Source organism: Chloracidobacterium validum, assembly GCF_018304825.1.
Taxonomy (GTDB): domain Bacteria; phylum Acidobacteriota; class Blastocatellia; order Chloracidobacteriales; family Chloracidobacteriaceae; genus Chloracidobacterium; species Chloracidobacterium validum.
Genome location: NZ_CP072649.1, coordinates 940,538 through 965,601, shown reverse-complemented (window position 1 = coordinate 965,601; position 25,064 = coordinate 940,538). Strand labels below are relative to the sequence as shown.

Genomic DNA, 25,064 nt, shown 5'->3' with positions numbered 1-25,064 from the left:
GGCGTGGCTGGCCCTAACCCAAAAAATTCTGATACCAGGCAATCGTTGCCCGGAGTCCGTCGTCGAGCGTCCACCGGGAAGTCCAGTTCAGGCGCGCTTTGGCTTTGGAAGCGTCCAGGTACTGCGAATGAATTTCGCCCACGGCCGTGTTGCGAACGTCGAGCGGAATATGCTGACAGTCCATGAGAAGTTGGATGCGCTCAACCAGTTCCAGCACCGTCAATGGCCGTTCAGGGCTAAAGTTGAAGCCTTCGCCGGCCACGCCCGGCCGGTCGAGGTTGACGGCCAGTTGCAGATAGGCCTCGACGACATCTTCGACGTACAGGTAATCGCGCACGAATGTTCCATCACTGCGGATGATGGGCCGCTCGCCGCGCCATAGCGACCGGATCGTGCCGGGCACAATCCGGCTCCAGTTCAGGTCTCCGCCCCCGTAAATGTTGCCGCAGCGCGCGATGGCGACCGGCAGGCCATAGGTGTGATGGTAGGCGGACGTGAGGAGGTCGGCGCAGCTTTTGGCGACTTCATAGGGGTGCTGCCCCTGCAGCGGCATGGTTTCAACGTAGGGAAGTGTCGCCGCCGTCCCATAGGCCTTGTCGCTCGACGCCACCACCACCCGCCGGACGAACGCTTGCCCCCGCCGGCAGGCTTCCAGCAGATGGTAGGTGCCACGGATGTTCGATTCAAAATTTTCCAACGGGTTGCGGTGCGCTGCACCGACAATCGTCTGGGCTGCCAGATGGAACACCGTATCCGGCTCATGGTCGTTGATGGCGCGCTCGAGTGTCGCAAAGTCTTCCAGCCGGCCGTTGACGACGGCAATGCGCCGGATGTCCCCGGAACGCAACAATTCAGACTGCGGGTCGGCATCGCGGATCAGCGCCACGATCTCAGCTCCGCGTGCCACCAGGGCCTTGACGAGCCAGGCCCCAACCAGTCCCGTTGCGCCGGTGACAAAGACCCGTTTGTCGCGCCAGAAGTTCACCAGATTTTCCATGGGGCGCGCCCACTCCTCCACAGGTCGTTTAGAAGCTGAAACTCACGCGGTGTATCCATCGGCTGCCAGAAGCCATCGTGCTGAAATGCCATCAACTGGCCGTCGCGGGCCAGCGCCTCGAGCGGTTCTTTTTCGAGCATCAGATCGTCGCGGTCGGGAAAATAGCGCTCGATCACGTCGCGGTGGAAGATAAAAAAGCCGCCGTTGATATAGCCGCCACTGACCTGGGGTTTCTCGTTGAACACCCGGACGCACCGCGCGTCGTCCAGCGCCAGTTCGCCGAAGCGTCCTGGTGGCCGGACGGCCGTTACGGTTGCCAACCGGCCGTGCGCACGGTGAAACGCCAAGAGCCCGGTCAGGTCAATATCCCCGACGCCGTCGCCATAGGTCAGACAGAAGAGCTCATCGGTTTCAAGGTAGCGCCGTGCCCGCCGGACGCGCCCGCCGGTCAGGGTATCTTCCCCCGTGTTGACCAGCGTGACCCGCCATGGCTCGGATGGCAGCCCGTGAAACGTCAGGCGACGGTCGCCGGTCGCCGACAAATCGACGGTCACATCAGCTTCGTAGGCGGCAAAGTTCAGGAAATACTCCCGAATCACGACCCCTTTGTAGCCAAGCAACAGAACAAAATCGGTGAACCCGTGGGCAGCGTAAAGTTTCATGACATGCCACAGAATGGGATGTTCGCCGACGGGAACCATGGGCTTGGGAATGGTTTCACTCACTTCACGCAACCGCGTGCCGCGTCCGCCGCACAAAATGGCGACCTTCATGACAGGCCTCTTTCTGTTTTCCATAAAGGAGCTGTTTTCCATAAAGGAGTCACGCGCAATTGCGCACGTCCAGGGGCGTTCCTGGTTCGAGCGGAAGCGCCGCCTGAGCTGGCCCTAGCCCCCCACGGCCTTGCTAATCGTAATGCCATACGTTTTGCACTTGGCGTACAGGCTAGGCCGACTGATGCCGAGTTCCTGGGCGGCGCGGGTGACGTTACCGCCATGGCGCTTGAGGCTTTCGGCAATGAGATAACGCTCAAGTAGCGCGACGGCGTCCGCAAGCTTCGGCGGGACTTGCCCGTCTGGGAAAATCACGTCGGTGACGTGCTCCGCCGGTCGGTTGAGGTCATCAACCGTAAAGTCAAACGCCGAAGGCGTGAGCAGCGTCTGGTCGTCGGCCAGTGCCACGACCCGCTCAATCTCGTTTTGCAGTTGTCGCGCGTTGCCGGGCCAGTCGTGCAGCGTCAGGGCGGTGAGCGCCGCTTCCGACAGGGTGACCGTCTTGTGATTACGTTCCACGGCTTCCTGAAGAAACGCCTGCGCCAGCACGGGGATGTCAGCGCGCCGTTCCCGCAGCGGCGGCAGGTTGAGGTTGAGGACATTGAGCCGATGGAACAAGTCTTCCCGGAAGTTGCGCGCCGCCACCTCGCGGGCCAGATCACGGTTGGTGGCGGCAATCACTCGTACGTCAACGGTCAGCGCCCGGTCGGCGCCAACCGGATGAACTTCACGTTCCTGTAAGAAGCGCAGCAATTTGGGTTGCAGGGGCAGGGGCAACTCACCAATTTCGTCGAGAAAGAGCGTGCCTCCGTCCGCTGCCCGAATGACACCCAGCGCGTCTTTGTCAGCGCCGGTAAACGCCCCTTTCTTGTGCCCAAACAGTTGGCTCTCCATGAGTTCGGCCGGGACGGCCGCGCAGTTGAAGGCAACGAACGGTTTATGACGGCGCGCTGAGGCACGGTGAATCGCCCGGGCAACCACTTCCTTGCCTGTGCCAGACTCGCCCGTGATGAGCACCGTCACGGACGAGTCCCGAATGCGGACGATGCGTTCTGCAATGTCACGCAGGGCAGACGATGCGCCGACGAAGCCCAACTCGGCCAACAGGGCATCGTCCACGCGAACCTCACTGACTCTCTGTGCAGCGGAGAGTTCCTCGACAACGGCCCGGAGATGACATAGCTCCAGCACAACACCGGCAAGCTGCACCAGGGAATGAATAAGCGGCTCGATGTCTGGTTTGATGCGCCCCAGGTGAATCCACAGGCTGCGCGGTCGGTGGCGTGAAACCTGTCCTTCCGCGCGCCAGAGGCAATCAAACCGAATCGTTTCGTTGTGGAGCGCGTCTGGATTGCCAATACGCCGCCGCAGCAGGGCGGCCAAGTCCTGGACCGTCTCGTTCTCAAGTCCACGCGAGGTGATGGTGAGAAGGTCCCCCTCCACGTTTTCGGCGAAGATCGCGACGGCCACCTTGTAGCTGTCAATGATGGCTGCCAGTTCACGGGCGGCTGTTTCCGCGGAGGCCGTTGCGGCCGTCAATCGCTCAACTTGGTTGGTGTTGATACCGGGCAAGTCCTGAAGCGTAACAGGCGTCCGGCGGCTCAACTCAACCAGGGCCGCTTCGGTGGCCATCAGGTGGGGCGCTGTGCCAAGGTGGCGAAAAATACTGAGCGCCGTCTCCAGCCATTCCCGTTGGTGGGCCGCCGGAATGCCTTCCCCAGGGGCCGTGCCGGCATCGAAGTACGTCAGGGCAACTTGCCAGGCGAAGTTGAGTGACTCAAAGCAACTGGCACTGCGCATGAGCGATGAAAGACCAGTGGTTGTGTCCTGCTGGGCCAACGCCAGCTTGCCACCTATCCGTTCGACATGGGCTTCAAGTAACAGGTTGGACGCGCGGGCCGCCAAATCACGAGCGACATCATAAAAACCCTGAGCACCAACGACGTCGCCCTGCGCCAGTCGGGTTTCGGCGAGGCGCAAGTTGGCATAGGCCACCCGGCTGGGCTGGTTCGTCTTGATAAAGAGATCACGGGCCGCGCTGAAGTTGTGCTCGGCGTCAGCATAGTTTTGTTCGAGAAAGTTGGTTTCACCCAGGGCGTCATGGTATTCGGCCACCAAGCTTTGGCTGCTCGACTGCGAAGCCAGCATGTTGGCGTCGGCCAGCGCAAGACGGGCGTCAGAAAATTTGCCACGGCGGGCGGCAAGGCGACTCATCGTGATGAGTGTTGAACAGCGAATGGTCGAGTCACTTTCACTGATGAGGTAAGCCGCCTGTTCGAGCAGGGCCTCGGCCTGGTCCCAGTTGCCAATCGCAAAGTGAATCTCGGCGACATTGCGGTAGCCGTTGGCCAGGAGACGCGGGTCATTCGTGGACATCCAATGGTCCAGTGCGCGCTCGTGAATCATGAGTGCGATTTCGACATTACCGCACTCGAAGGCAATGACGGCCTGGCTGGCGCGAAGGTGCCCCAGAATGGTTTGCCCAAAGGTCGTGTCACCTTTCGGCGAGTTGGTCAGCGCGACAATCCCACGCTCCGAGACCTCCTGAGCTTCGGATGTCCGCCCCAGCAGGTTACACACAAAGGTCAGCGACCAGCAGGCCTGGGCGAAAGCGCGCAAGTTTTTCGTCTGTCCCAGCGTCTCGACGGCCTGGCGAAGCGCGTCGTAGGCCATTTCATACTCATCGAGCAGCCAGTAAGCGTAACCGATCACCGCCGCGGCTTCACCAGCGCACTCGTCATCTGGGACCTGCCGGGCCAGTTCGAGGGCTTGTTTCGCCAGGTGAATGGCCTGTGGCGCATCGTTCGTCCAGCGACACAGACTAGCGCGCCGCAGCAGGGCCTGCGCCTTGATGTCATCTGGCAGGCCGTCTAGTTCGATTTCGGCCAGTCGCTGTTCGGCAGCGCTGTAGTTGCCCAGCACCTCCCACTGTTCAGCAATTTGACACCGCCGCAAAGCATCAAGCGGCGGCAGTGAAATGGAGAGCAAGTCCTCAAGCTCTTTGAGCGCGGCAAGTGGGTCACGGCCGGAAACATCTCCGATGTCCTGGGTAATGCGCCCCAGGGCCGAGAGGTCATCGGCTGGTTGTAAGTCAAAGTAACGCATGGTTTCGCACCTGTGCAGCCGATGCGCCAGACGGCACCACCGCGTCGGCCCGACAATCACCTGTCAAAGGCGTTGTCGCCCGGCGCTTCCAGGCACGGGCGGAGCCCTCCGCGCACATCGTGAACATACTTTTTACATCCAATCTAAAGCTTTGCAGTGGAAGGTATTATTGCCTGATGCGGAAGCCTTGGAGACCAAATGGAGCATTCTGGCACAAGATTTGTGTCTAGTGGGGTAACCAAGGTTTCGATGCTGGCTTTTCAGATTTATGAAGATGGAGACTACCACAGTGCTGCGCCCTTTTCACCCTTTGACCTACCGCCTTTTCCTCATTTGCCTCGGACTACTTGGGCTGGGAGTGTTTGAAAAGGTGACATTTGCGGGCGAGTCTTCTGGTGAAGGGCGGACGGCGCGCGCGGCAGTCAGAGTCTCCCATGGCACGGACGCGAAATCCACCGGTGTGAAGCCCAGCGCCATGTCGCGGATGACTGCCGGGCGACGGTTCGCGCGATGCAAGACGCGGCGGCTGTCCGCGCGGTGGACCGGCAAGCGCCGGGTGGCTCAGTCCAATCGCAGCCTGGCCTACCGTCGGGCGGCGGCGCATCCGATCAAAACGGCGGTGGCGCATCCGATCAAAACGAAAGCCGTTAAGACCAACGTCGCTGTCCGGTCCACTTCGGCCGTTTCCTCGGTGTCCGTTGGCAAGGGGCTTCCGGCGTCAGTGGCTGTCGTGGAAGCCACCACGTACCAGTTTGCCGGTTACACGGCGACGTCCGATGGTGCGACGGCGCGGATGTGGTATAGCCGGACCTACACTGTCAAGTCACCTTACGCCTATGTCGGGCAGATGAACATTGACGGAGCAGATGTTCACGTCTGGATGGAAACGACGGGAACCTTGCTGGCCGGCGCAGTCACCGAATCCGCATCCGAGCCGTTGCCATCCGTTGCACACTTGATGGAACGCTTCCCGGATGGTGGCTTGGGGGTGGTGATTGCCAGCCCAGACGACTTCGCGCCTCCGGTCGAGCCAGCGGTTGAGGTCGTGGAGTTTATCGAACCTAGTCGGTAGCGTGAGTGTGGTTCGCCAAGCTTTGGGCGTAACCAGGACGTTCACCACCATCAGCTTGACCGTCAGCCCAACGACGGATTCATCCAGTTAGCTAGGCTTGTCACTATTGCGCCTGGAGTGTTAAGAGAACGTGCCGCCGCGGCCCACGTGGCGGCCACGATCACGCCGCTGCCGAGGACTCCTCTATGGTGAGACTACTTCTTCGTTGGGTGTTGGCTGGCGCAAGCTGCGTTCTGTTATCGCTCTTGGGTAGCCAGGGAACGGTTTACGGGCAGTACGCCAACTACCTGTCGCCAGGCATGCAATACAGCAACATGTGGCAGGCCAACGCCAGCTTCATTCTTTCCCAATCCCAGCAAAATCTGGCGATGCAATCCGTGCCGCTGCGCCTGTCGGGAAACCGCTCTTCGGCAACTCCGGCCGGACGTTCGGCCAACCCACAAGCCAGAAGCGCGCCTGCGTCGGTACCGGCGCGTCCAAATGCCGGCCCACGTGATTACTCGGTCACCGATTTCCGTCCACGGCGACGGCGGCAGGTGGCTGATCAGTTTGCCGCCCTGGCGCAAGACCCAAGCCATCGCGCGCCGCTCCGTCAGCTTGGACAGGCGATGTTCCAGGAAATTGAAAACAGCCCGGAGTTTCGCCGCAACAATCTGACCTACGCGGTTGGATTGGCGGTCGGCGCGGCGCTCGGCATCGAGCGCGGCCGCGAGTTGACGGACGATGAATCGAACTTTCTGCTCGATACCGTGCACGAGTTTTTGACAACCGGTTCCGATGTCCTGCGCCGCACGCCGGAAGAGCAAACGGCGCTCTATGATACGTGTTTGTTGTTTACGGGACTGATGGCGGCCTTCGAGGCGGATGCCAAGGAAAATGGCACGCCTGAAACCCGGCGGGCAGCGCGCGAGCTGGCGCGGGCGACGCTCGGTGCGTTTGGCTTTCAGTCCGGAGGTGGCCGGCGCTGACGCCACACCACCGCCCGATTCATTCCACCTGACCACGTCCTCAGCCGGTGTGAGCCTCGGGCACGCGCCGGCTGAGGATTTTTTGGTGCCAGCACGAGCCGTCGACGCGGCGTCTTCCGACGCTTTGCCGGCGCGCGCCCCGCTTGCGTATGGATGGGGTATTTGCTATTCAGATTATTCCTATTTGGCAGTATTGCGTGTTGCCAAGATGAATCGGAGTGTTTTCCCTGCTGGAGGCTGTTCACCTCACCAAAGCCTATGGCGCGCAGGTCGCGTTGGATGACCTCACGCTTCGAGTGGGGTGTGTTCCTTTACCCTGAGGCGTATGAACCGATCCCACGTCTCGGCCTCTCCGTGGCAAGCGAGTTTTTGCATTGATTTGGATTGAAAGGAGATGCTTAGTCATCATGCCGGCCGAACGCTTACCGGTCACGGTTCTCTCCGGTTTCCTTGGAGCCGGGAAAACCACGCTTCTCAACCACATCCTGTGCAACCGGGAAGGCAAGCGCGTTGCCGTCATCGTGAATGACATGAGCGAGGTCAACATTGATGCCCAACTGGTTGCCCAGGGCGGCGCGTCGCTCAATCGGATCGAGGAAAAACTGGTCGAGATGTCCAACGGCTGTATCTGCTGCACGCTGCGCGAAGACCTGCTGGTTGAAGTCGGCCGGTTGGCGCGGGAAGGTCGGTTTGACTACTTGCTGATCGAGTCCACTGGGATTTCCGAACCGCTGCCCGTTGCCGAGACATTTACATTTACCGACGCGACCGGCCACAGTCTGTCGGATGTCGCCCGGCTTGACACCCTGGTGACGGTCGTGGATGCGCAGAACTTCCTGCGGGACTACCGCGAAGCCCAAAGCCTCAAGGAACGCCGACTCGAAGTCGGCCCCGAAGACGACCGAACCATCGCCGACTTGCTCGTTGAGCAAGTCGAGTTTGCCGACGTCATCCTGATCAACAAAGCTGATCTGGTGACGGATGCCGACCTGGCCGAGCTGCGGGGCATCCTGCGTCGGCTCAATCCAGATGCGCGGGTGGTGACTTGCCGGTTTGGCCAGGTGCCGTTGTCCGAGGTGCTTGGCACGGGACGCTTCAGCTTCGAGCGGGCCGCTCAGTCGGCCGGCTGGCTCAAGGAACTGCGGGGCGAACACCCGCCGGAAACCGAAACCTACGGTGTGTCAAGCTTCGTGTACCGGCGCCGCCGGCCGTTTCATCCCGAACGGCTCTGGGCGTTCTTTCATGGGGAAACCACCGGCAATGAATGGCAGGGCGTGCTTCGGTCGAAAGGTTTCTTCTGGCTGGCCAGCCGCATGGCCGTGGTCGGTGTCTGGAGTCAAGCCGGCGGTGCATGTCGGATTGAACCCGGCGGTTACTGGTGGGCAACGCAGCCGGAGGAAAGCTGGGGCGTGGATGAGAGCTTGCGCGCCGAAATCCGGTCTCTGTTCGACGGGTTATTCGGCGACCGTCGCCAGGAGTTGGTGTTCATTGGCGACCGCCGCATGAATCAGGCGGCCATTGAAGCTGCCCTCGATGCCTGCTTGCTGACCGAGGCCGAAGCCCGGCGTGGACCGGCCGCCTGGGCAGCCCTGCCTGATTCCTTCGGGGACTGGGAGCTTCCCACGGCTGAAGCGACGGTCAACTGAGCTGTTCCCCGGTTGACTTGGCAACCCAAAAACTAAAGCGACAAGGTGGCACACTTCGGACGCGATTTCCGCTTGTAAGCATGGGGTGCGCCCATGGATTCCACTCAAGTGGCGCTCAACGCGCGCTCCACCTCGGAAGTCCAAGGTGCTGACTTGGGCGGTCATCTGTCTCAAGCGGTCGGGATGCGGCTTGCGCGAGTTACGCTCGGCCGGTTCAGTCCCTCACTTCCGACACTCAAGCTGAGGTTACCCACGCGGTTGGCGTGCCGGTGCCCAGCTTCAAGCGAGGTGTCGTGATGAAGCTACGCCGAGTCGTGTTGCTGCTGTTGGTCCTGTTGTGTCTCGATCGGCTGCATCCGGTGGGGCAAGACGGCCCCCAAAACACGGCCGCTCTCAATGAGGTTGCCCGTGCTGTACTGGCCTGGGATGGGACGTCTCCGGCAGCGTTGGCCGAGCGGGTCAAACAGCTCGTGCCTGACGCACCCGTGATTGACACGCTCCGGGTGCTCAACCTCGCCCATCGAAACCGGCAACTCGATGCCGATGTGCAGCGCCGCTTCAGCGAAGTTGAAGCCAAACAAAGAACTTATCAAGGAAGGGTTCGGGATGCCATCCTCAGAGGACGTCAGGCGGGTCTTGCGAACTTCCTTGGCAAACCTGCCGGGCGGGCACTGTCTGCCATTGGCGACTCCGGCTCGTGGCCTGATCAACCCAGTGTCAAGATCGAGAGTGATTTTGATTTCACCATCTTTGGGGCAGATGTCAACGTCACGCGCGCTGCTCGTGATGCCTGTGGTCAAGCCATCTTGCGGGAGCTAGGTACACCCCACCTTCAACTCGGTGACTTTGACATCGTTGTGACGGCTGAAGGCGCCGAGGTTGAGTCGTGCGTCTTTGAAACCGAGGGTGGAATTGACTGGGCGAAACGCAACCTCAAACGCATCCATCTGATTTATCCCGACGGCACGATGCGCTTGGTTGAACTCTGGCGGGGCGATCCATCCGGTGAACTGGCTTACGCTTCCATGATGGCACGGCTGCGTCAGGAGGCTAACCGCAATGGCGATTACGAAAAGATGTTTGACGCGCGTGGTCTTTTCCGTGACAGCGTGTTCAAAGACACCAGTGGCGGACAGGGTCAAACCCTTTGGCAAAAATACCGGCACATTCTTGAAGGTCTCGGCGTGGATTACTTCCGCAGTCGCACTTCAACGGCGCCTGGCGGCTGCCTGGACATGGCCAAACACCTGCGTCAGGAAGTGTTGGATTCACGAATCAGACTCGCTCCCGAAGCAAAGATGAAGAGGATTCTCAAATACCTGCCACGCGCCCACAGCCTTGCCCAAGCCGCGCCGGGGGTAAGTCAACTGATTGCTGCCGATCCGATTCTTTCCGACCCGTCCTACGCATCACTGCTCGATCTGGCGCGGGCAGTCGAAAAAGCATCCCCGGCAGAAATCACCATCCTGCTCAAGCAGCGTTTTGGTGATTACCCGGACGCCGGTTTACAAGAGTTGGGCAACCGCGTGACCGAGATGGTGCTGCGTTATTCCGAGGTCGCCTTTCAAGTCGAGGTAGATCGGATACTGCTCCAGGAAGCAACGCCGGCGAGTCGCCGCCAAGCACTCGATAAGCTATCGAATGATTTCAGGATTATCGAGGGGATGGGTGGTGCCTACGCCGAACACGCCCGCGCTGCCCAGAGCACGATTGAAAAAATTCGCCAGGCCGAAGCTGATGGCAGCATTGATGCGCTTCGCGCGCAGCGCGTGGCGCTTGAAAAAATCCGCCAAACTGACGAGGCGAAAAAAGACCGTCTCAGGCAGTTTCTTGAGCTAACCGAGCTTGGTCAGCAGTTGCTCGAGTTTGCCGGGAAGCTGCTCGACATTGGTCGCGTGTTTCCTCCGGCTGAAGGACGCTACCGCAGCGGGACGGTCGAAACGCTGATCGAAGTCGGCACTTCCGCCCGAGCGCATGGCATGAAAGTGGTGGATTACATGGGGTCGGCCACGATGTGGGCCAGTGTGTTCGACAATATCAGCACCGCCCAAAGTGATCTCGAACTCGTTATGGCGCTCAGCCGAACGCTCGTTGAAGAAACCTTTTTTGGAATGGTGTATCAGTCGCTCTATGCCTTTGTGTACCAAGGCGATAATAAAGCTTTTTTGCGTGCCGTGATGTATCTGCTCGTGCCCGAAACGGCACTGCCGGCACTGGTCGAGGCGCTCGGTGAAACGACCATTACGGTCGGGGCGCAGATGCTGTTTGATGGGCAGCTTGAACGGCTCTACGTCGCCAGTCGGTTTGACGATGAGGGACGGTTGATTGACTTGGGCGGACTGGGGAAGGGCGGGCTGCCGGCGGCTCAGGAGTTCGTAGCCTCTATGTGTAACGGCGAAGCCGAGCTTGTCGCCAAGGATTTCATTGACCGCTCGCGCGCCACGGAGTTTGGCCAGGGGGCCAACCGGTTGGCGATTGTTGCCTTGGCCAAAGCCGTCCAAGCCACCGTTTTGCATGGGCGCCCTGGCCTTTTTACCCAGGATGGTCCGCTCATGCGCGCCTGTGAGGGGATTCGCCGAGTCAATGAAGACATCACATACCTGACCAAAGCCTGGGGCATCGAATTGCCCGCTGACGCCGATACAACCGGAGGGTGGGCGACCAGTCTCGACCCCGGACAACGGCGCGCGCTCGACACGCTCCTGGCTTCCCGCGCAACCCTGCGCCGGCAAGCCGAAGATGCCACGGCCGAAGCCATTGTACGAACATTCGAAGATCGCCGGAGCGCCGAATTGGCGCTGGATACCGACCGTGGCCGCAAGGCCCTTGAACAGTACGAGCGGCTCCTGGCGATTTTGAGAGAGTTGGAAATTGTCGCCGAGGGTGAGAAACATCTGGACGCTGAGGGCGCTCCTTACAACAGCATCAAGGGCTGGTTGATGTCCACCCGTGACCAACAGGTGGCGGCCGTCAAGGCGGTTCAGAAGTTCCTGCGAACCTACGAGACCATTCTGCAGGCACGCGGCGCAGTGGAAAGCAGTATGGTCAGTCGGCTGGGCCGGGTCGTGCGTCCCCGTCCGCTGACCCGTTCGCTGCCGCTGACCGGCAAGCCAGAAATAGACGCCGACACGCTGCGCCACTACATTGCCGGACTGGCGCAAGCTGAAGCCTCAACCATCAAAGACCTAGAACTCATCAAACGCGCCAAGCTGGAAGGGGACTACGATACCAACGCGCAGCGACAGCTCTACGATTACCGGGCGCAAATCGCGCACTGGTCGGCAACGATGAGCGCGGCCCAAGCTGCTCAGAGCTTGCGTTGGCGGTTTGAGGTTTTTGAGAAGCAAAGGCTTCTTCAGCGCTCCGTCGAAGCCAAGGAGGAAATCAAGCGGCTGCGTGACTTGGAGCGAATCCTGTTAGAAAAGTTTCGCGCGTACTACACACTTGGCGACCTCGACGTACAACTGACCGGCCCGGCGGAAGCTGAAGTCGGCCAAGCGGTGAACCTGCGCTGCACGGTTCGCGCCCGTCGTTCCCAACCAAATGGGCAACCCGGTTCCTTGAGTGACTTGCCGCCGGATTTGGCCCAGCAGTTGGTTTATGCGTGGCGTATCGCTCAGGTGGACCTCGGCACCGACAAGCGCGCCGAGCGGACCTATCGCCTCGAGACGCCGGGTGCGCAGACGTACAGCGTCACCGTCAAGCGCCCGCGGCAATTCGGCGGTGACGATGTGCTGGGAACCGCCACGTTGACGATTACCGTCAAGAAGCCAGCGGAAGGCAAGCCGGCAGACTCAGCCTCTCAGCCACCTGACCAACCGCCCGACGATAGCGGCGGCGCGGCTGGCAAGGGACGGTTTTCAGCCGTCGCCACTGGCAACTGGGAAGGCGGCAACACCAAGGATGGCTTCATCTTGAACCGTAAGCCGGCAGCGATCAAAGGCCCCTGCGGTTGGGATAGCCGGGTGACAGCCACCATTCGGGTGTACGTTGAGCAGGCAGCGAGCACCAATGATCCGAAGACGCCACAGGCGGCGCGCGCCTGGTGTGAAAAACTGCTCAAGGAGCGCCCACAGGGTGATACCCCCAATGACATGGCTGTAGGTTTGTTCAAGGCTGGGGGCGTCGAAGGTGTCAACGCTCTGACAATTGGAGACTTCGAGGGCGCGTTAGCCGACTTTGCCATCTGGGTCCGCCGTGGCACCGGCGGCTTCTCGGGGTATACAGGGTCTTACATGGGGGCCGGCGGGCGCGGGCAAGCTATTGGTAAATCGGGCAGGCGCATTGTTGTTCACTACTCGGTGAGCGGTAGTGGTTGTTGGGACAATAGTGACCGGTCCTATCTCATCCGGCAGTGTGAAGCCGCCCAGCGCGAAGCCAAGGCCATCATCGGCAGTTTACGGCTTGACCTCAACGGTCAGTTGACAACCAACCCCTATCAGGGGCCAAAGTACGATGGGTCAGACCTGCCCCGGGTCACGTTGGTGCCGAATCAGGTTCGCAAACTGCGTGTTGGCGAGCGGCTTACCGTCCGGGCCATGGTGGAAAACGCCGAACCAGCCGATGCCCCGTACAAGTACAACTGGTCAGGTGACATCAAGGGCGATCCGAAGGCGGCCGGCGATACGGTCACGCTTGAACCCAAAGCGCCCGGTAAGTTCACGCTATCGGTCGGCGTCGAAGGGGCGCGCTATGGGCTGGGGTGGGCGTCGCTTGAATATGAAGTGGCCGAGGTACGGGTAACGGTCGAGCGCCTAGGCAACCAGAACCAACCCATTTTGCTCGGTAGCCAGCAGAATTTTGTGGCCAAAGTGACTGTGGACGGTAAGCCGGCCACCGGCAACTATACCTTCCGCTGGCAGCCGCACCCAGAAACGCAGTTCACCCCATTTGAGTCAAACACGGCAACCACCGCCGCCCGCTTTGGCCGCCCGGGTAGCACCAAGGTGTGGGTTGAGGTACTGGAACAGGTGGATGGTCGGCTGATGACGGTGGCGACCTCACCCCAGCTTGATCTGGCGGTGACGGCTCCGAAGTTTGAACTCAAAGCCCCGACGGATGCCGTGTTGGTAGGACAGGACGTTGTGGTGTCATTGGTTGAAACGCCGCCGCTTGCGGAAGGACTGGCGCTCTACTGGTGGGAAACGACGCCCAGTACCGTGTATGGCCGTCCGACCAATGGCGACCGCGCCTACCAGTTCAAACCAAGGGACACCAAGCCGGTCACCATCACCGCGCACATCCGCGCGCGCGACGGGGGTGACGAAATCGGAACGGCGACCTGTCAGGTCACGGCCACCGCGCTCAATGTTGCCGTCGTTGTCACCGGACCAGAGGGCCCGCCGCCACGAGCTTGGAAAGAAGGCGTTGGGCTTGTTCCTGTCGAGCGAGCGATTGCAACGCACCAGTTTGTCGGTTTACGCGCTGACGTCTCCCCCTTGCCACCCGGCGGACAGGAGCTGCGTTATGAATGGTCGCTCAACGCCGACTCGCACTTCGCAGGTGGCGGATTTGGGCGCGACATCCGTGCCTACCGGAGCCAGGTAGGAACCTGTGTGGCAACCGTCATTGTGCGCAATACCGATGGGGTTGAACTCGGTCGGGGACAGGGCAGTTTTGAAGTCACGCTCGACCGCGACCGACTCAATACCTCAAACAAGGAGAAAGAAGCTGCCGCGAAGCTGGCACAAGCCCGTGCCGCCCATGCGGCCGGACGCCTTGACGAAGCCATCCAGCTCGCGAGTGCTGCCGCTGCCATTGCGCCACACCAGACCGAGGCGCGCACCACGGCCGACCGGTGGCGGCAAGACCGCGAGAGCATCCACCAGCATTTACAATCGTGCGAGCAACTGCTGGCCGCCGGACGCCTTGACGAAGCCAGAACTACCTTTGAAAAAGCCAGTGCCATCCATCGCCTCTATCCACCGGTTGTTGAGATGGAGAAGCGGTTGACGGCCGCAGCCGGAAGACGGGAACAGCGCGTCAGGCAGGCGCTTGACCGCATGGCAGCGTTCAACGCCGAGAAAAACTACGCGGCAACACTCGCCGAAGCGCAGCGGCTGCGGAGAGAGACGCCGCTCCAGGCCGCGGATGAAGCGCGTGTGCAAGCACTTGAAGCGGCGGCCCGGGCTGGCGAGGCTGAAAGAGAACGTGTTCTGGCACGGTTGCGGCGCGGAGAGGCACGCTTCAATGCCTACGATTACACCGGGGCACTGGCCGATTTGGGGGTGATTTTTGACGCAACATGCTTTGGGCCGAATGCGCCAGAACCGGCCTATTACCGAAATCTTGGTAACGAAGCTGCCGCCCGGTTGGAGCGAATCAACACACTCCTGCCCAATGCTAGGGCCATTGCCGATAACCCACGCGCCACACGCCCCCAACTGACCGCTGCCCTAATGGACGTTGAGGAAGTGCTGCGGTTACAACCCCCCAACCAGGAAGCACAGGCCTGTCGGGTCAAATTGAACGACCGCCTGGCCCGTGACCTACCGTCGTCTCCTCCATCCACTCCACCGCCTGGCACCCGGGGTGGGGGAACGGAGCGCCCACCCAGCAACGCCCCACCCCGCAATCCGCCACCCGGCAACACCGTGACGACCGTGTTCAACAACGGCAACGTCGCGGCGGTGGACAACGGGCCGACCCGTCCGACGCAAGTGACCTTCAAACAGCCCTACGTTGTGACCTACGTGTTTACCTACCACTGGAACTACGGACGCGGCGCAGCACCGGGCACGATTGGACTCCTGCACAGCAGCGGCAAGCTCTACGGTCCGTGGCGGGCGCGGGGGACACCCGGACAGGGTGGTGTTCCCAATGCGAACTGGGAGTGTACGCCAAACGTGGTTGTTCCAGCCGGGACGTACACCGTGGTGGACTCCGACCCGGCGACGTGGGCGCAAAACAGTGGTTCTGGTGGCGCTGGGATGGCGATTGTGAAGGGGTATCCGGCCGAAGCTGACACCTCACAACCACCACCTTCCAATCCCCCATCTACCCCACCGCCCGGCACCCGGGGTGGGGGAACGGAGCGCCCGCCCAGCAACGCCCCACCCCGCAATCCGCCACCCGGCAACACCGTGACGACCGTGTTCAACAACGGCAACGTCGCGGCGGTGGACAACGGGCCGACCCGTCCGACGCAAGTGACCTTCAAACAGCCCTACGTTGTGACCTACGTGTTTACCTACCACTGGAACTACGGACGCGGCGCAGCACCGGGCACGATTGGACTCCTGCACAGCAGCGGCAAGCTCTACGGTCCGTGGCGGGCGCGGGGGACACCCGGACAGGGTGGTGTTCCCAACGCGAACTGGGAGTGTACGCCAAACGTGGTTGTTCCGGCCGGGACATACACCGTGGTGGACTCCGACCCGGCGACGTGGGCGCAAAACAGCGGTTCTGGTGGCGCTGGGATAGCGATTGTGAAGGGGTATCCGGCCGAAGCCAACACGCCGCCACAACCGCCTTCCACTCCACCAGCTACTCCGCCTACCGGTGGTGGTCGCACCGGCAGTGAGGTCCCACGGTTGCGGTCTATTCAAGGTACATGGCACGAAAGCCACCCTGACTTGACCAACAATGTTGTGTTCTACACGCAGAATGGCAATCAGATCAGCGTGCGGGGCTCTTTCACTTTCAATGGTTTCCCGTGTGAGTGGATAGGCAGTGGTAGCATCAGTGGGAATAAAGTGACGCACACCGTTCAATTCACGCGACGACCGCCGGATGAGATATGGCGCGGAGCTGACGGGCGACTGGAACTGACGCTGTCAGCGGATGGGAATGTCTTAGATGGCATGTGGTTCAACAACAACGGTCATTCGGGTCCTAAACGCCTGACCCGGCAAAGCAGTGGACGTCAAACCCCACCGCCTTCTAACCCGCCGTCCACCCCACCTGGCGGTGGACGCCAAGCGCCACCGCCAACCGACACGAAGACCATCGAAGTTGTGTTTCGGAATGCTTCCAGCCTACCGGTTCATCTGTGCCTGGCCGGCACGGCCTTCAGCCCTGAAAACCGGGTTGCTCCCGGCGAAACCCGTACTGTTCGTGTCCCACTGCCGAGCAGTGGGGGGCGACTGCGGTTCGTGGCCGGACGTAACGGGCAGGTGATTGCTACCGGCGACTGGTACTACGATCCCGATGCCCCATCGCGGTATCCAGTCGTGACCTTCCCCGATGACAACAATCCACATCAGACGTTAGGGAAGCTCCTCATTACGACCGGTCTGAAATAGCTACCCGCATTATCCGCGCCCGGGAGGGGGCCGCGGACGCCAACCAAGGTGTCCGCTGCCCCCTCCAGCATTCTGTGAGGTGGTGCTGATCCAGCCTTGCCAACCATAAACTTTCCACATCTTTTTCAAGTCGTGGACACGTGGTGTGGACACCAACCAGATGCCTAAACTTTTCCTAAAAAATTTTTCCTCACTTGGCATGGCTGACAACTTTTTTGCGCTTGAAAGGGTGAGGGAAGATCACGCTGCGACCGGTACGCTGTGGTCTCTTTCTCTGTCAAACAAAGAAGGGAGAAATCGCCATGGCCACGTCAACCTACGCTTCACCAACCGTTACCAAAATTCTTCTGCGTCATCTGAGCGGTTCGCGCGTCAATCAGGTTGAGGAGTTTCGAATTGCGCATCTCACCGAACTTGACATCGGGCGCGACAGTGGCTGCCAAGTGCGTTATGACCCAGACCGTGACGACTTGGTGGGCCGTCACCATGCGAAAATCAACATTGAAAGTGGCGATCCTCCAATCTTTACCCTGAAAGACCTTGGCAGCCGAAATGGAACCTATGTCAATCGGCAGCGGATTGCGGCTCCGGTTCGGCTTTATCCAGGCGATGTCGTCCAGCTCGGACCCGGTGGACCGGAGTTCATGTTTGACGTTGAGCCGCACCCACCTGAAGCTCTGCGTCCCACGCGCATTGCCGGCGAAGCGCTGACCCCGCCACCCAAGGCGACCCGTGTAGCAGATGCCCGACCCAACGGTCCGTCACCAATGGCTGTCATGCCAGCGTCTGTGCCACCGACCGGCAGCATCCCCGGAAACTTTCAAACGCCGGTTCCGTTGCCGACTGCACCCGGCGGTGGGATTGGGAAAGCCACCGTTGAGCGGATGATCGGCCAGGCCAAGAGCGATAACCGCCTCACCATTGTCCTTGTGGCATCGCTGGTGCTCGTCATTGTTGCGGGCGTGGTTGGTTACCTGGGCTATCTCGGTTACAAGCAGCAGAAACAAGTCGATACGAAAATCGCTGCCACTCAGGAACATGCTGAGCGGGTCAAGCAGCAGGCAGAAGCCGCGCGTTCAGAAGTCGAGCGCCAAAAAGCGGATGCGCCACTGGACCCAAGCGCTATTGCGGCGGCAAACTCAGCTGCGGTGGTGTATCTCGAAGTTGGCTGGAAGCTGATTTACACCCAAACCGGTCAACAGTTGTACCACTGTTTCCGGGATGGCATGCCGCTGTTTGTCCGGCTCGAGGATGGAACGACTGAACCCTGGCTGACGACCCGCCCCGACGGCAACCGGCCCATCGGCGGTGAGCACACCGGCACGGGTTTTGTCGTCGGTGAAGAAGGCTTCATCCTCACGAACCGTCACGTTGCGGCAAGCTGGAAGTCACGTTACGAGTTTCCAGACGCAACCGGGATGGTCTTTGATGTCCGGACTGGCAACGTCAGTTTTCTGACGCAGTTGCCCGAATGGGTGCCCAGTGAAACCAAGCAAGCCGGTGGGAAGTTTCTCCAGGGTGGGTTTGAGGGCCGCAATGACTACCTTTACGCGACGTTTGCCAACAAAACGCAGCGTATCCTAGGACAGCTTTCCGTGGCCTCGGATCGCCATGACGTTGCCTTGGTCAAAATCGGTGTTCCTGGGCGGATCAAGCCTGTCGAACTGTTTGACAGTTACGACAACATTAAGCCGGGCGACAGTGTGACGGTCCTGGGCTATCCAGGCCTTACACCGAAAAAGTATGGCGTCATTGCGTCAAAGGACCTCTTCAACCGCGAGGCACAGACGCGGGTTGTTCCCAATGTCACGGTCAGTTCCGGTGTGATTAGTGCGCTGCTGCGGGATGACACCTCAACGACTGCTGCCGGACGTGACCGTGTCGTCAGTGTGATGGGCGACAGCTATCAGCTTTCCATCAACTCAACCGGACCTGGTAACAGCGGTGGACCGGTCTTCGATAACCGCGGGCGGGTCGTGGCGGTATTCAACGCCGGAGCGGAGCGTGTCACCTACGCCGTGCCGATTCGTTATGGGTTGGAGCTAATGAATCCTGCTGGTCGTTAGCGCCGGTTGCCAAGTCACAAGGAGTAGCGTATGCGGAGCGTAGGTAATGTTTCCGTTACGTATCCAAAGTTGACAATCGCCATGTTGAGCGATGTCGGCTGTCGGCGCCAAGTCAACGAAGACTTTGCGCTTTATGAAAGCCCACCGCCTACAAGCTTGGAAGCCGCGCGCAAAGGCATGCTGGCATTGGTTGCCGACGGACTGGGCGGCCACGTCGGTGGTGAAATCGCCAGCCAGATGGCCGCCGAGATTGTGCGCCATGTGTATTACGCCGAATCGGGCGAACCAGAGGCGGTTCTACGCCAGGCATTTGTCGAGGCCAACCGCATGATTTGGGAAACGGCTCAACGTCGTCCAGCGCTCCGTGGCATGGGCACGACCTGCACGGCGCTCGTCATCCGGGGCGACGAGGCCTTTGCCGCCCACGTTGGTGATACTCGTCTGTATTTGGTTCGAGACGGCAGCATCTACCAGATGACTGAAGACGATTCAGAGGTCATGGCCTATGTCCGCGCAGGGCGAATGACGCGCGCCGCGGCCGAGCAGCATCCAGAGAAAAATGTCTTACTCAAAGCCCTTGGGACAAAACCAGACCTCACGCCAAGTCTGTGGCAGCGTCCGCTCCGAGTGTGCTGCGGCGACCGGTTTTTACTGACTTCAGATGGACTGCATGACTTAGTCACTGACGACGAGATGCGTGCGCTTGCGCATGAACTAGCGCCAGAGGAAGCGTGCCAGCGGTTGGTTGAGTTGGCCAGATCACGTGGTGGCCCGGACAACGTGACCGTTGGTATCGTGTGGGCGTCCTATCAGAACGGGGCTTCGCATGTGGACGTTCCGTCACCCGCCGTTCCACGCGAAACCCGAGAAGTGAGGGTAGGGTCGTGATTGGCAGTGTGATTGGAACCTACCGCGTCACCGCTTGCCTCGGCACTGGGGGCATGGGCACGGTGTACCAAGGCGTGGATGTGATGCTCGACCGTCCGGTGGCCATCAAAGTGCTCAAACCCGAACTGGTCGCCAACCCGCAGCTTATTGAGCGATTTCGCACCGAGGCCGTGCTGTTAGGGAAGCTGAATCACCCAAACATTGCGACGCTCTATGGGTTCCTGCCGATTGGCAATCAGCAGTTTGCCATGGTGATGGAGTTTCTGCCTGGCACTTCGCTGGAGACATTGCTGCAACAGCGCGGGGCGATGCCACTACCCATGGCTGTGCCGCTCTTTTCCGGCGTCCTGGACGCCATCGGCCATGCCCATCGGCAAGGCATCATTCACCGTGACATCAAGCCGTCCAATGTCATGGTGCTGCCGGACGGGACGCCTAAAGTCATGGACTTCGGCATTGCACGCGCGTTGGGCAGCAGTCATCAGACGCGCGTTGGCGCAATCGTCGGCACACTCGAATATATGTCGCCCGAACAAATTCAGGGAAAAGAAACCGACGCTCGCAGCGACATCTACTCGCTTGGCATCTTGCTGTATGAAATGCTGACGGGGCGGGTGCCGTTTGCCGCAGATAGTGAGTATGCCTTGCTCCAGGCCCATATTCAGGCTTCACCACCGCCGCCGCGTGTTTTTACCCCGGACATACCCGAAATCGTCGCACAGGTTGTCTTGCGGGCCCTTGAAAAAGACCCTAATCGGCGTTTTCAGACGGCAGGCGAATTCAAACTGGCGCTGGTTGCCGCAACCACTCCCAGCCTAGCTGCCATACCAAGCGATGTGCGTGTGGCGTTATCGCTCTCAGGTACATCCAACGGACTGACATCTCCGATTTGCCCACCGCCCAGCCCATCGCCCGCGGCCAGCAAGATGCTGCCACCGTTTCACCAAACGGCACTCCCCCCGAGTCCGGTCGTTGCTACCAAATCAAGTGATGTTTGGCTCAAGGTGATTGCGTGGAGTCTCGCCGGTGTCGCGGCCTTGGTATTTGTGTTGGCAACGTTGGCTTATGTGTGGGTGCATCGCGGCGGGGCCGTACCGGAAAGTCGTACCCCGGCAGCTTCCCAGCCGCCAAGCCATGAAGAAGCCATATCACTTCCACCAGCTACAAACACTGCGTTACCCCCACCGGAGAGGGATCCCCTAGAGGTTCCTCCACCATCTCGGTCTGACCCACCGGGCGTCTTGATTCCCGATGTTCTGCCACCACGGAGCGGCGGCGTCATCAGCCCAGAGCCGCCCAGTACGTCTGAAGAAGTCGCGCCCAAAAAACAACCACCAAAGCGCACTGGCAAGGACCAGTCCGGCGTGAGTGAGCGTGAGCGCCGCCGGCGCAAGGCGCTCGAAGCCCTCGACCAGTGAGCCATCGCTGAAAAAGAGGTGGTCAGTCATGAAACAACCGGCTTTTTGCTTCCATTTCCAAGTTCTTGCCGTGGCTGCCTTGGCCGGGTTGGTTTGGCTCATGCCACAGACCACAAGCCAGTCAAAGACGCTACCAACCAATGACCACGGGATGGTCGCGTTCGCCCAGTCAAATCGCCGAACTGATAGCCGGCGGTCTGGACCGGTCAAACGTCCCATTCGGAGGACAGCCCTCATCAACGCCCTGCGAATCAACGGACTCTCAACGGCGGAGTTGGTGCGTGAAATTGAACGCCGGGGTGTGGATTTCAGCCTGACGCCCGATGTGGAAGAAGAACTTCTGGCAGCCGGAGCGACACCAGAGATACTGCTGGCCGTAGGTGCCAACTATCGTGGCACGGTGTCAGCCGATGCCACAAACAACGAGACGGACGCTCCCACGCCTAACCCACCATCGGAGCCATCAACCTCATCCAGATTATCAGGAACACCGATTCGTCACCCGCCCCCAAAGCCGCCTGAGCCAGACTACGATGACGTTTTTGAACAGGGTTTGGCCGCCGTGCGGGCGGATGATTTCGATCTCGCCATCCGACACTTCACCACTGCGGCAAGCTTACAACCCACCAACCCACGGGCCTTTTCGATGCTGGGCATGACGTACCTTTATTGGAGGCCAGACTTGGCGGCAGCGGAGTCCAACATGCGACGCGCGATGGCTTTGGGGGGAAATGCCATCTTCCGCGTCCGCCACGACCACGATGGATTCTTCAGTACGTTTTGCGTGGGGTCGCTTTTTATAAGCGCCAACGACATTACCTTCCGAGCGGATGATGGCGAGCACACTTTTGCCGCTACTCGCGATATAATTCGGGAAGTCAAACTCAATAGTTTTGTCGGGTCGGAGTATGGGGCATTTCACATCAAGGTTCGTTCCGAACAAAACAAGGTGAAAAACTTCAACTTTGCTCCGGGCAGCAACCAACGGTACGAGGCTGAACTTGCTGTGCGGCTGTACGATGCCGGGCAGGAGATGAACCGGTTGTATCGAGATTAGCTACGGACCACCAGGGCTGCCGTTTTTTGCCTGGCGGGGGTGTAGTCCACTTCCACAACCGGAGACACATTTGCTTGCGTTCGATGCTAGAAATAAGGGTGATCCGTGTGAAGTGGCGCATCTGTAAGCTATCGAATCCGCAGGCTGACGTGCTAGGTTGGAATCATCTATCTCGACTGGAAGCCAGACTTGGCTGCCACCGAAGCTAACGTGCGCAGTTCGAGATTTTCTATCAGTTGGTGATGATGTTTAGGTGGGGCAGCTACGATATCCGCGTCCACTACGATCGCGGCTTGTTCTGGCTTGCTCTACATCACAGCACAGGATGTGCCTTCCGGGTGATCAAGGCAGACACACGTTTGTCGTCGGCCGTCACATCATCAGGGAATTCAAGCTCACCAGCTTTGTTGGGCTCCCTATGGCGTTTTCCACATCAAGATTCATGCCGAACGTAACGAGACAAGAACTTCAACCTCGCCCCGCTTACCAATCGGCGATATGGCTTCGCGTTGGCCATTCGCCCTATGTTGCCGGACGCAACTTGCACAAGACAGAAGATACGAGGCTAACCGCCCGGCTAGGATCGCGCGCCAGAATCCAAAGAGAAGGGTAACCGGCGACCGGTAAGCTACCGGTCGCCGATAAACCCTTTTGAACGAGGGTGCTATGGTGTTTGACGCGCAATCACGTCAAACTGCGTCAAATTGTATTGCCGCATCAGGTCATGAAGCTTGCGAGTGTAGTCAGGATCGGTGGCATAACCAGCCCGGTGGATTTCAGCAGCGAAACGGAAGGGATCACTGGTATGCCGCATGGCTTCGGCGTAGCGCCGGCTTTGCGTAAACAACCGCGCATGGTCGGCAAAGGACTCCTGCGGTGTGTTGTACTTGCGGAACTGCGCATTGACGTACACCGACTGGCCGTTGATAACCTCGCGCGTTCGCATCGTGACCGACCCGGCCGGACCCGTTCCCTTGATACCAAAAAAGTTATTGGCTTGCTGCGCCAATGCTGAACGTCCCCACCCACTTTCCAGAATGGCTTGGGCAATCGTGACGGAAGCCGGCACACCGGTGGCGCGTTGGTTACGAATGGCATCGGCCGCAATCCGATCAATGAAGGCGTTACCGGTACGTGGAATCTGCCCGACCGGAGTTGTCCCGCCAACACTTGGCGGTTGCGCTGGCGGTGGAGGCGTTGGCCCCGTGCCCGGCAACCGGAGAACCTGCCCCGGATAAATGAGGTTAGGGTTGCGGATGCCGTTGAGTCGCACCAGTTCATCAACGGTGGTTCGATACCGCTGGGCAATGACGGAGAGTGTATCGCCGGGGCGGACGGTATAACTGGTCGCTCCCGCCTGGCGTGCCAGTGCCTGCGTCAGCGCCTGTCGGGTTTGGGGACCGTAGATGCCGTCCACCGTGATGCCCGCATCCCGCTGGAAAGCACGCAGGGCCGCATCAGTACGTGGGCCGAAGATGCCCGGGCCGGTGTTGTAGGCGGCTTCAGTCATATAGCCCAACCGGATGAGGGATTGCTGGAGGAGGCGTACGGACTCTCCACGGTTACCTTGGCGTAATGTTTCCTGTGGCACGCCAGTTGGCGGTGGGGCAGCCGGGGGCAGTGGCTGGGAAGCCGGTGGTGTTGGTTGGGGTGCCGGCCCGGCGGTTGCGCGTCCCTGGTCATTGACCCAGTATTCAACCGGAACATTGCCGAAGGTATCTCGCACGTGAGCATAGTTGACATTCCGTGAACCGGCCTGCGCGATCGCCGGGCCACGTTCGTTGATCTGGCCGGGGCGCACGATAGCCACATGCCCAATGCCGCGTGGATTTTGCCAACCAACCATGGTCGGGTGTCCCGCATTGGCCAGACGCTGGGCCTCTTCGGCACTCACCGGCCGCCAGCCATGCTGTGCCCCGTGGTTGCGCAGCCAGACCATTGTGCTGTTGGCATCAAGTTCACGGCTTTGGCTGTAGTTATACACGGTGGTGGGTTGGTTCGTCCGCTTGTCCACCCAGTGGGGAATTTCAGCCCCCATGGCGCGGGTAACGTCCCAGACAAAAATGTTACAAAAGGTATCCTTGATGCCGTCACCGCTGGAATCACGGATGGCATAACGCGGGTTATGCGCCACGGCAAACTGGTTGATGACGTTGTTATAGATTTCCGCCGTGCGGTGGTTCGGATGTCCGCGCAGAGGCGCCTCGACCGGGCGGGCCGCATTGGTGTTAGTTGTGCCGGGCGCCGGACGTGTCCCATCGTAGATGAGTTCTGACGTCAGTCGGGCGCGCGTCGCTGTGCCGGCCAAGGACAGCTCTGCCCGCCGGGCAGCCGCTTCCTGGGACGTAGCTGTCACGACTTCAGCCGTCTGTGGCCGGGAAGCGACGGTTGCTGGTGTTGCTGGGTTGCGTTGTACCTGAGACGTTCGACTGACCTGCTGTGTGCGGACCGTCATAAACTAAACTCCCACGCTTTGATTGTTACTGGCTCTGAGTCCCACGGCTGGGTTTGGGCGGCTCGACCTGTGTCCAGGTTATCGGCTGTGTTACGTCACTGTTGCGCTCCTACCGGCAGGTAGTCTTGCCTGCCGAGACCGCCTAAAAGCCCGCCTCCCTGCCGTGCTCCCCGAACCTTGCCCCGCCGAGGTAAGTCCGGTTTTGCACGGACCACTGACTAGAATGGGTGGGAAGCCCTGTCTCCAGGGCCGGGAAGGTTTCAAAGGGACATTTATGCCCCATGTGGATCAGGATATAGTCGGAAGAAGGGTGCGGATTGTTACGTTGTAGTACTGGAGAAATCATAACCCATGATGTACTTGTGAGGTAGAACAT

12 protein-coding genes are annotated in these 25,064 nt (G+C 60.1%); 8 read left to right on the top strand and 4 right to left on the bottom strand.

Going from position 1 to position 25,064, the window contains the following annotated elements:
• Positions 1-13: 13 nt before the first annotated feature.
• The 3 genes from J8C06_RS14960 to J8C06_RS14950 all read right to left on the bottom strand — a co-directional run bounded on the left by J8C06_RS14960 (position 14) and on the right by J8C06_RS14950 (position 4,875).
• Complete coding sequence (locus tag J8C06_RS14960) at positions 14-997, bottom strand: GDP-mannose 4,6-dehydratase (RefSeq protein WP_211430220.1); 984 nt, start codon at positions 995-997, stop codon at positions 14-16.
• Positions 982-1,770, bottom strand: coding sequence for a glucose-1-phosphate cytidylyltransferase (gene rfbF, locus J8C06_RS14955; RefSeq protein ID WP_211430219.1), 789 nt, complete (start codon positions 1,768-1,770; stop codon positions 982-984). The genes J8C06_RS14960 and rfbF overlap by 16 nt, the downstream gene beginning before the upstream one ends.
• Before the next feature lie 114 nt (positions 1,771-1,884).
• Positions 1,885-4,875 carry a sigma 54-interacting transcriptional regulator gene (locus tag J8C06_RS14950; RefSeq protein ID WP_211430218.1) on the bottom strand — a complete coding sequence of 997 codons (2,991 nt, stop codon included), beginning with the start codon at positions 4,873-4,875 and terminating at the stop codon, positions 1,885-1,887.
• Between the two features lie 274 nt (positions 4,876-5,149).
• Between J8C06_RS14950 and J8C06_RS14945 the strand changes: the two genes are divergently transcribed.
• The 8 genes from J8C06_RS14945 to J8C06_RS14910 all read left to right on the top strand — a co-directional run bounded on the left by J8C06_RS14945 (position 5,150) and on the right by J8C06_RS14910 (position 22,233).
• Complete coding sequence (locus J8C06_RS14945) at positions 5,150-5,947, top strand: hypothetical protein (RefSeq protein ID WP_211430217.1); 798 nt, start codon at positions 5,150-5,152, stop codon at positions 5,945-5,947.
• A gap of 185 nt (positions 5,948-6,132) precedes the next feature.
• Positions 6,133-6,915 carry a DUF6683 family protein gene (locus J8C06_RS14940; protein WP_211430216.1) on the top strand — a complete coding sequence of 261 codons (783 nt, stop codon included), beginning with the start codon at positions 6,133-6,135 and terminating at the stop codon, positions 6,913-6,915.
• Positions 6,916-7,322: 407 nt separating this feature from the next.
• The gene (gene zigA / locus J8C06_RS14935) at positions 7,323-8,561 is read left to right on the top strand and encodes a zinc metallochaperone GTPase ZigA (RefSeq protein WP_211430215.1); all 1,239 of its coding nucleotides are present in this window, start codon (positions 7,323-7,325) and stop codon (positions 8,559-8,561) included.
• A 296-nt stretch (positions 8,562-8,857) separates the two neighbouring features.
• Positions 8,858-16,804: a hypothetical protein gene (locus tag J8C06_RS14930; RefSeq protein ID WP_211430214.1), complete on the top strand. Its 7,947-nt coding sequence runs from the start codon at positions 8,858-8,860 to the stop codon at positions 16,802-16,804.
• A 302-nt stretch (positions 16,805-17,106) separates the two neighbouring features.
• Positions 17,107-18,870 (top strand): trypsin-like peptidase domain-containing protein, encoded by a 1,764-nt coding sequence (locus J8C06_RS14925; protein ID WP_211430213.1) that lies wholly within the window; start codon positions 17,107-17,109, stop codon positions 18,868-18,870.
• A gap of 30 nt (positions 18,871-18,900) precedes the next feature.
• On the top strand, positions 18,901-19,758 hold the full coding sequence (locus J8C06_RS14920; protein ID WP_211430212.1) for a PP2C family protein-serine/threonine phosphatase: 858 nt from the start codon (positions 18,901-18,903) through the stop codon (positions 19,756-19,758).
• Positions 19,755-21,176, top strand: coding sequence for a serine/threonine-protein kinase (locus J8C06_RS14915; RefSeq protein WP_211430211.1), 1,422 nt, complete (start codon positions 19,755-19,757; stop codon positions 21,174-21,176). Before J8C06_RS14920 ends, J8C06_RS14915 begins: the two co-directional genes overlap by 4 nt.
• Positions 21,177-21,204: 28 nt before the next feature.
• A complete protein-coding gene (locus tag J8C06_RS14910) occupies positions 21,205-22,233 on the top strand; it encodes a tetratricopeptide repeat protein (protein ID WP_211430210.1) in 1,029 nt (342 codons plus the stop codon).
• 664 nt (positions 22,234-22,897) lie between these two features.
• Here J8C06_RS14910 and J8C06_RS14905 read toward each other — a convergent pair.
• Positions 22,898-24,688, bottom strand: coding sequence for a glucosaminidase domain-containing protein (locus J8C06_RS14905; RefSeq protein ID WP_211430209.1), 1,791 nt, complete (start codon positions 24,686-24,688; stop codon positions 22,898-22,900).
• Positions 24,689-25,064 lie beyond the last annotated feature (376 nt).

Bases quoted from the DNA above. Each gene is read 5' to 3' on its own strand.
- J8C06_RS14945 (WP_211430217.1), top strand. From the start codon at position 5,150: ATGGAGACTACCACAGTGCTGCGCCCTTTTCACCCTTTGACCTACCGC.
- J8C06_RS14925 (WP_211430213.1), top strand. From the start codon at position 17,107: ATGGCCACGTCAACCTACGCTTCACCAACCGTTACCAAAATTCTTCTG.
- zigA (WP_211430215.1), top strand. From the start codon at position 7,323: ATGCCGGCCGAACGCTTACCGGTCACGGTTCTCTCCGGTTTCCTTGGA.
- J8C06_RS14930 (WP_211430214.1), top strand. From the start codon at position 8,858: ATGAAGCTACGCCGAGTCGTGTTGCTGCTGTTGGTCCTGTTGTGTCTC.
- rfbF (WP_211430219.1), bottom strand. From the start codon at position 1,770: ATGAAGGTCGCCATTTTGTGCGGCGGACGCGGCACGCGGTTGCGTGAA.
- J8C06_RS14940 (WP_211430216.1), top strand. From the start codon at position 6,133: ATGGTGAGACTACTTCTTCGTTGGGTGTTGGCTGGCGCAAGCTGCGTT.
- J8C06_RS14910 (WP_211430210.1), top strand. From the start codon at position 21,205: ATGAAACAACCGGCTTTTTGCTTCCATTTCCAAGTTCTTGCCGTGGCT.
- J8C06_RS14905 (WP_211430209.1), bottom strand. From the start codon at position 24,688: ATGACGGTCCGCACACAGCAGGTCAGTCGAACGTCTCAGGTACAACGC.
- J8C06_RS14950 (WP_211430218.1), bottom strand. From the start codon at position 4,875: ATGCGTTACTTTGACTTACAACCAGCCGATGACCTCTCGGCCCTGGGG.
- J8C06_RS14920 (WP_211430212.1), top strand. From the start codon at position 18,901: ATGCGGAGCGTAGGTAATGTTTCCGTTACGTATCCAAAGTTGACAATC.
- J8C06_RS14960 (WP_211430220.1), bottom strand. From the start codon at position 997: ATGGAAAATCTGGTGAACTTCTGGCGCGACAAACGGGTCTTTGTCACC.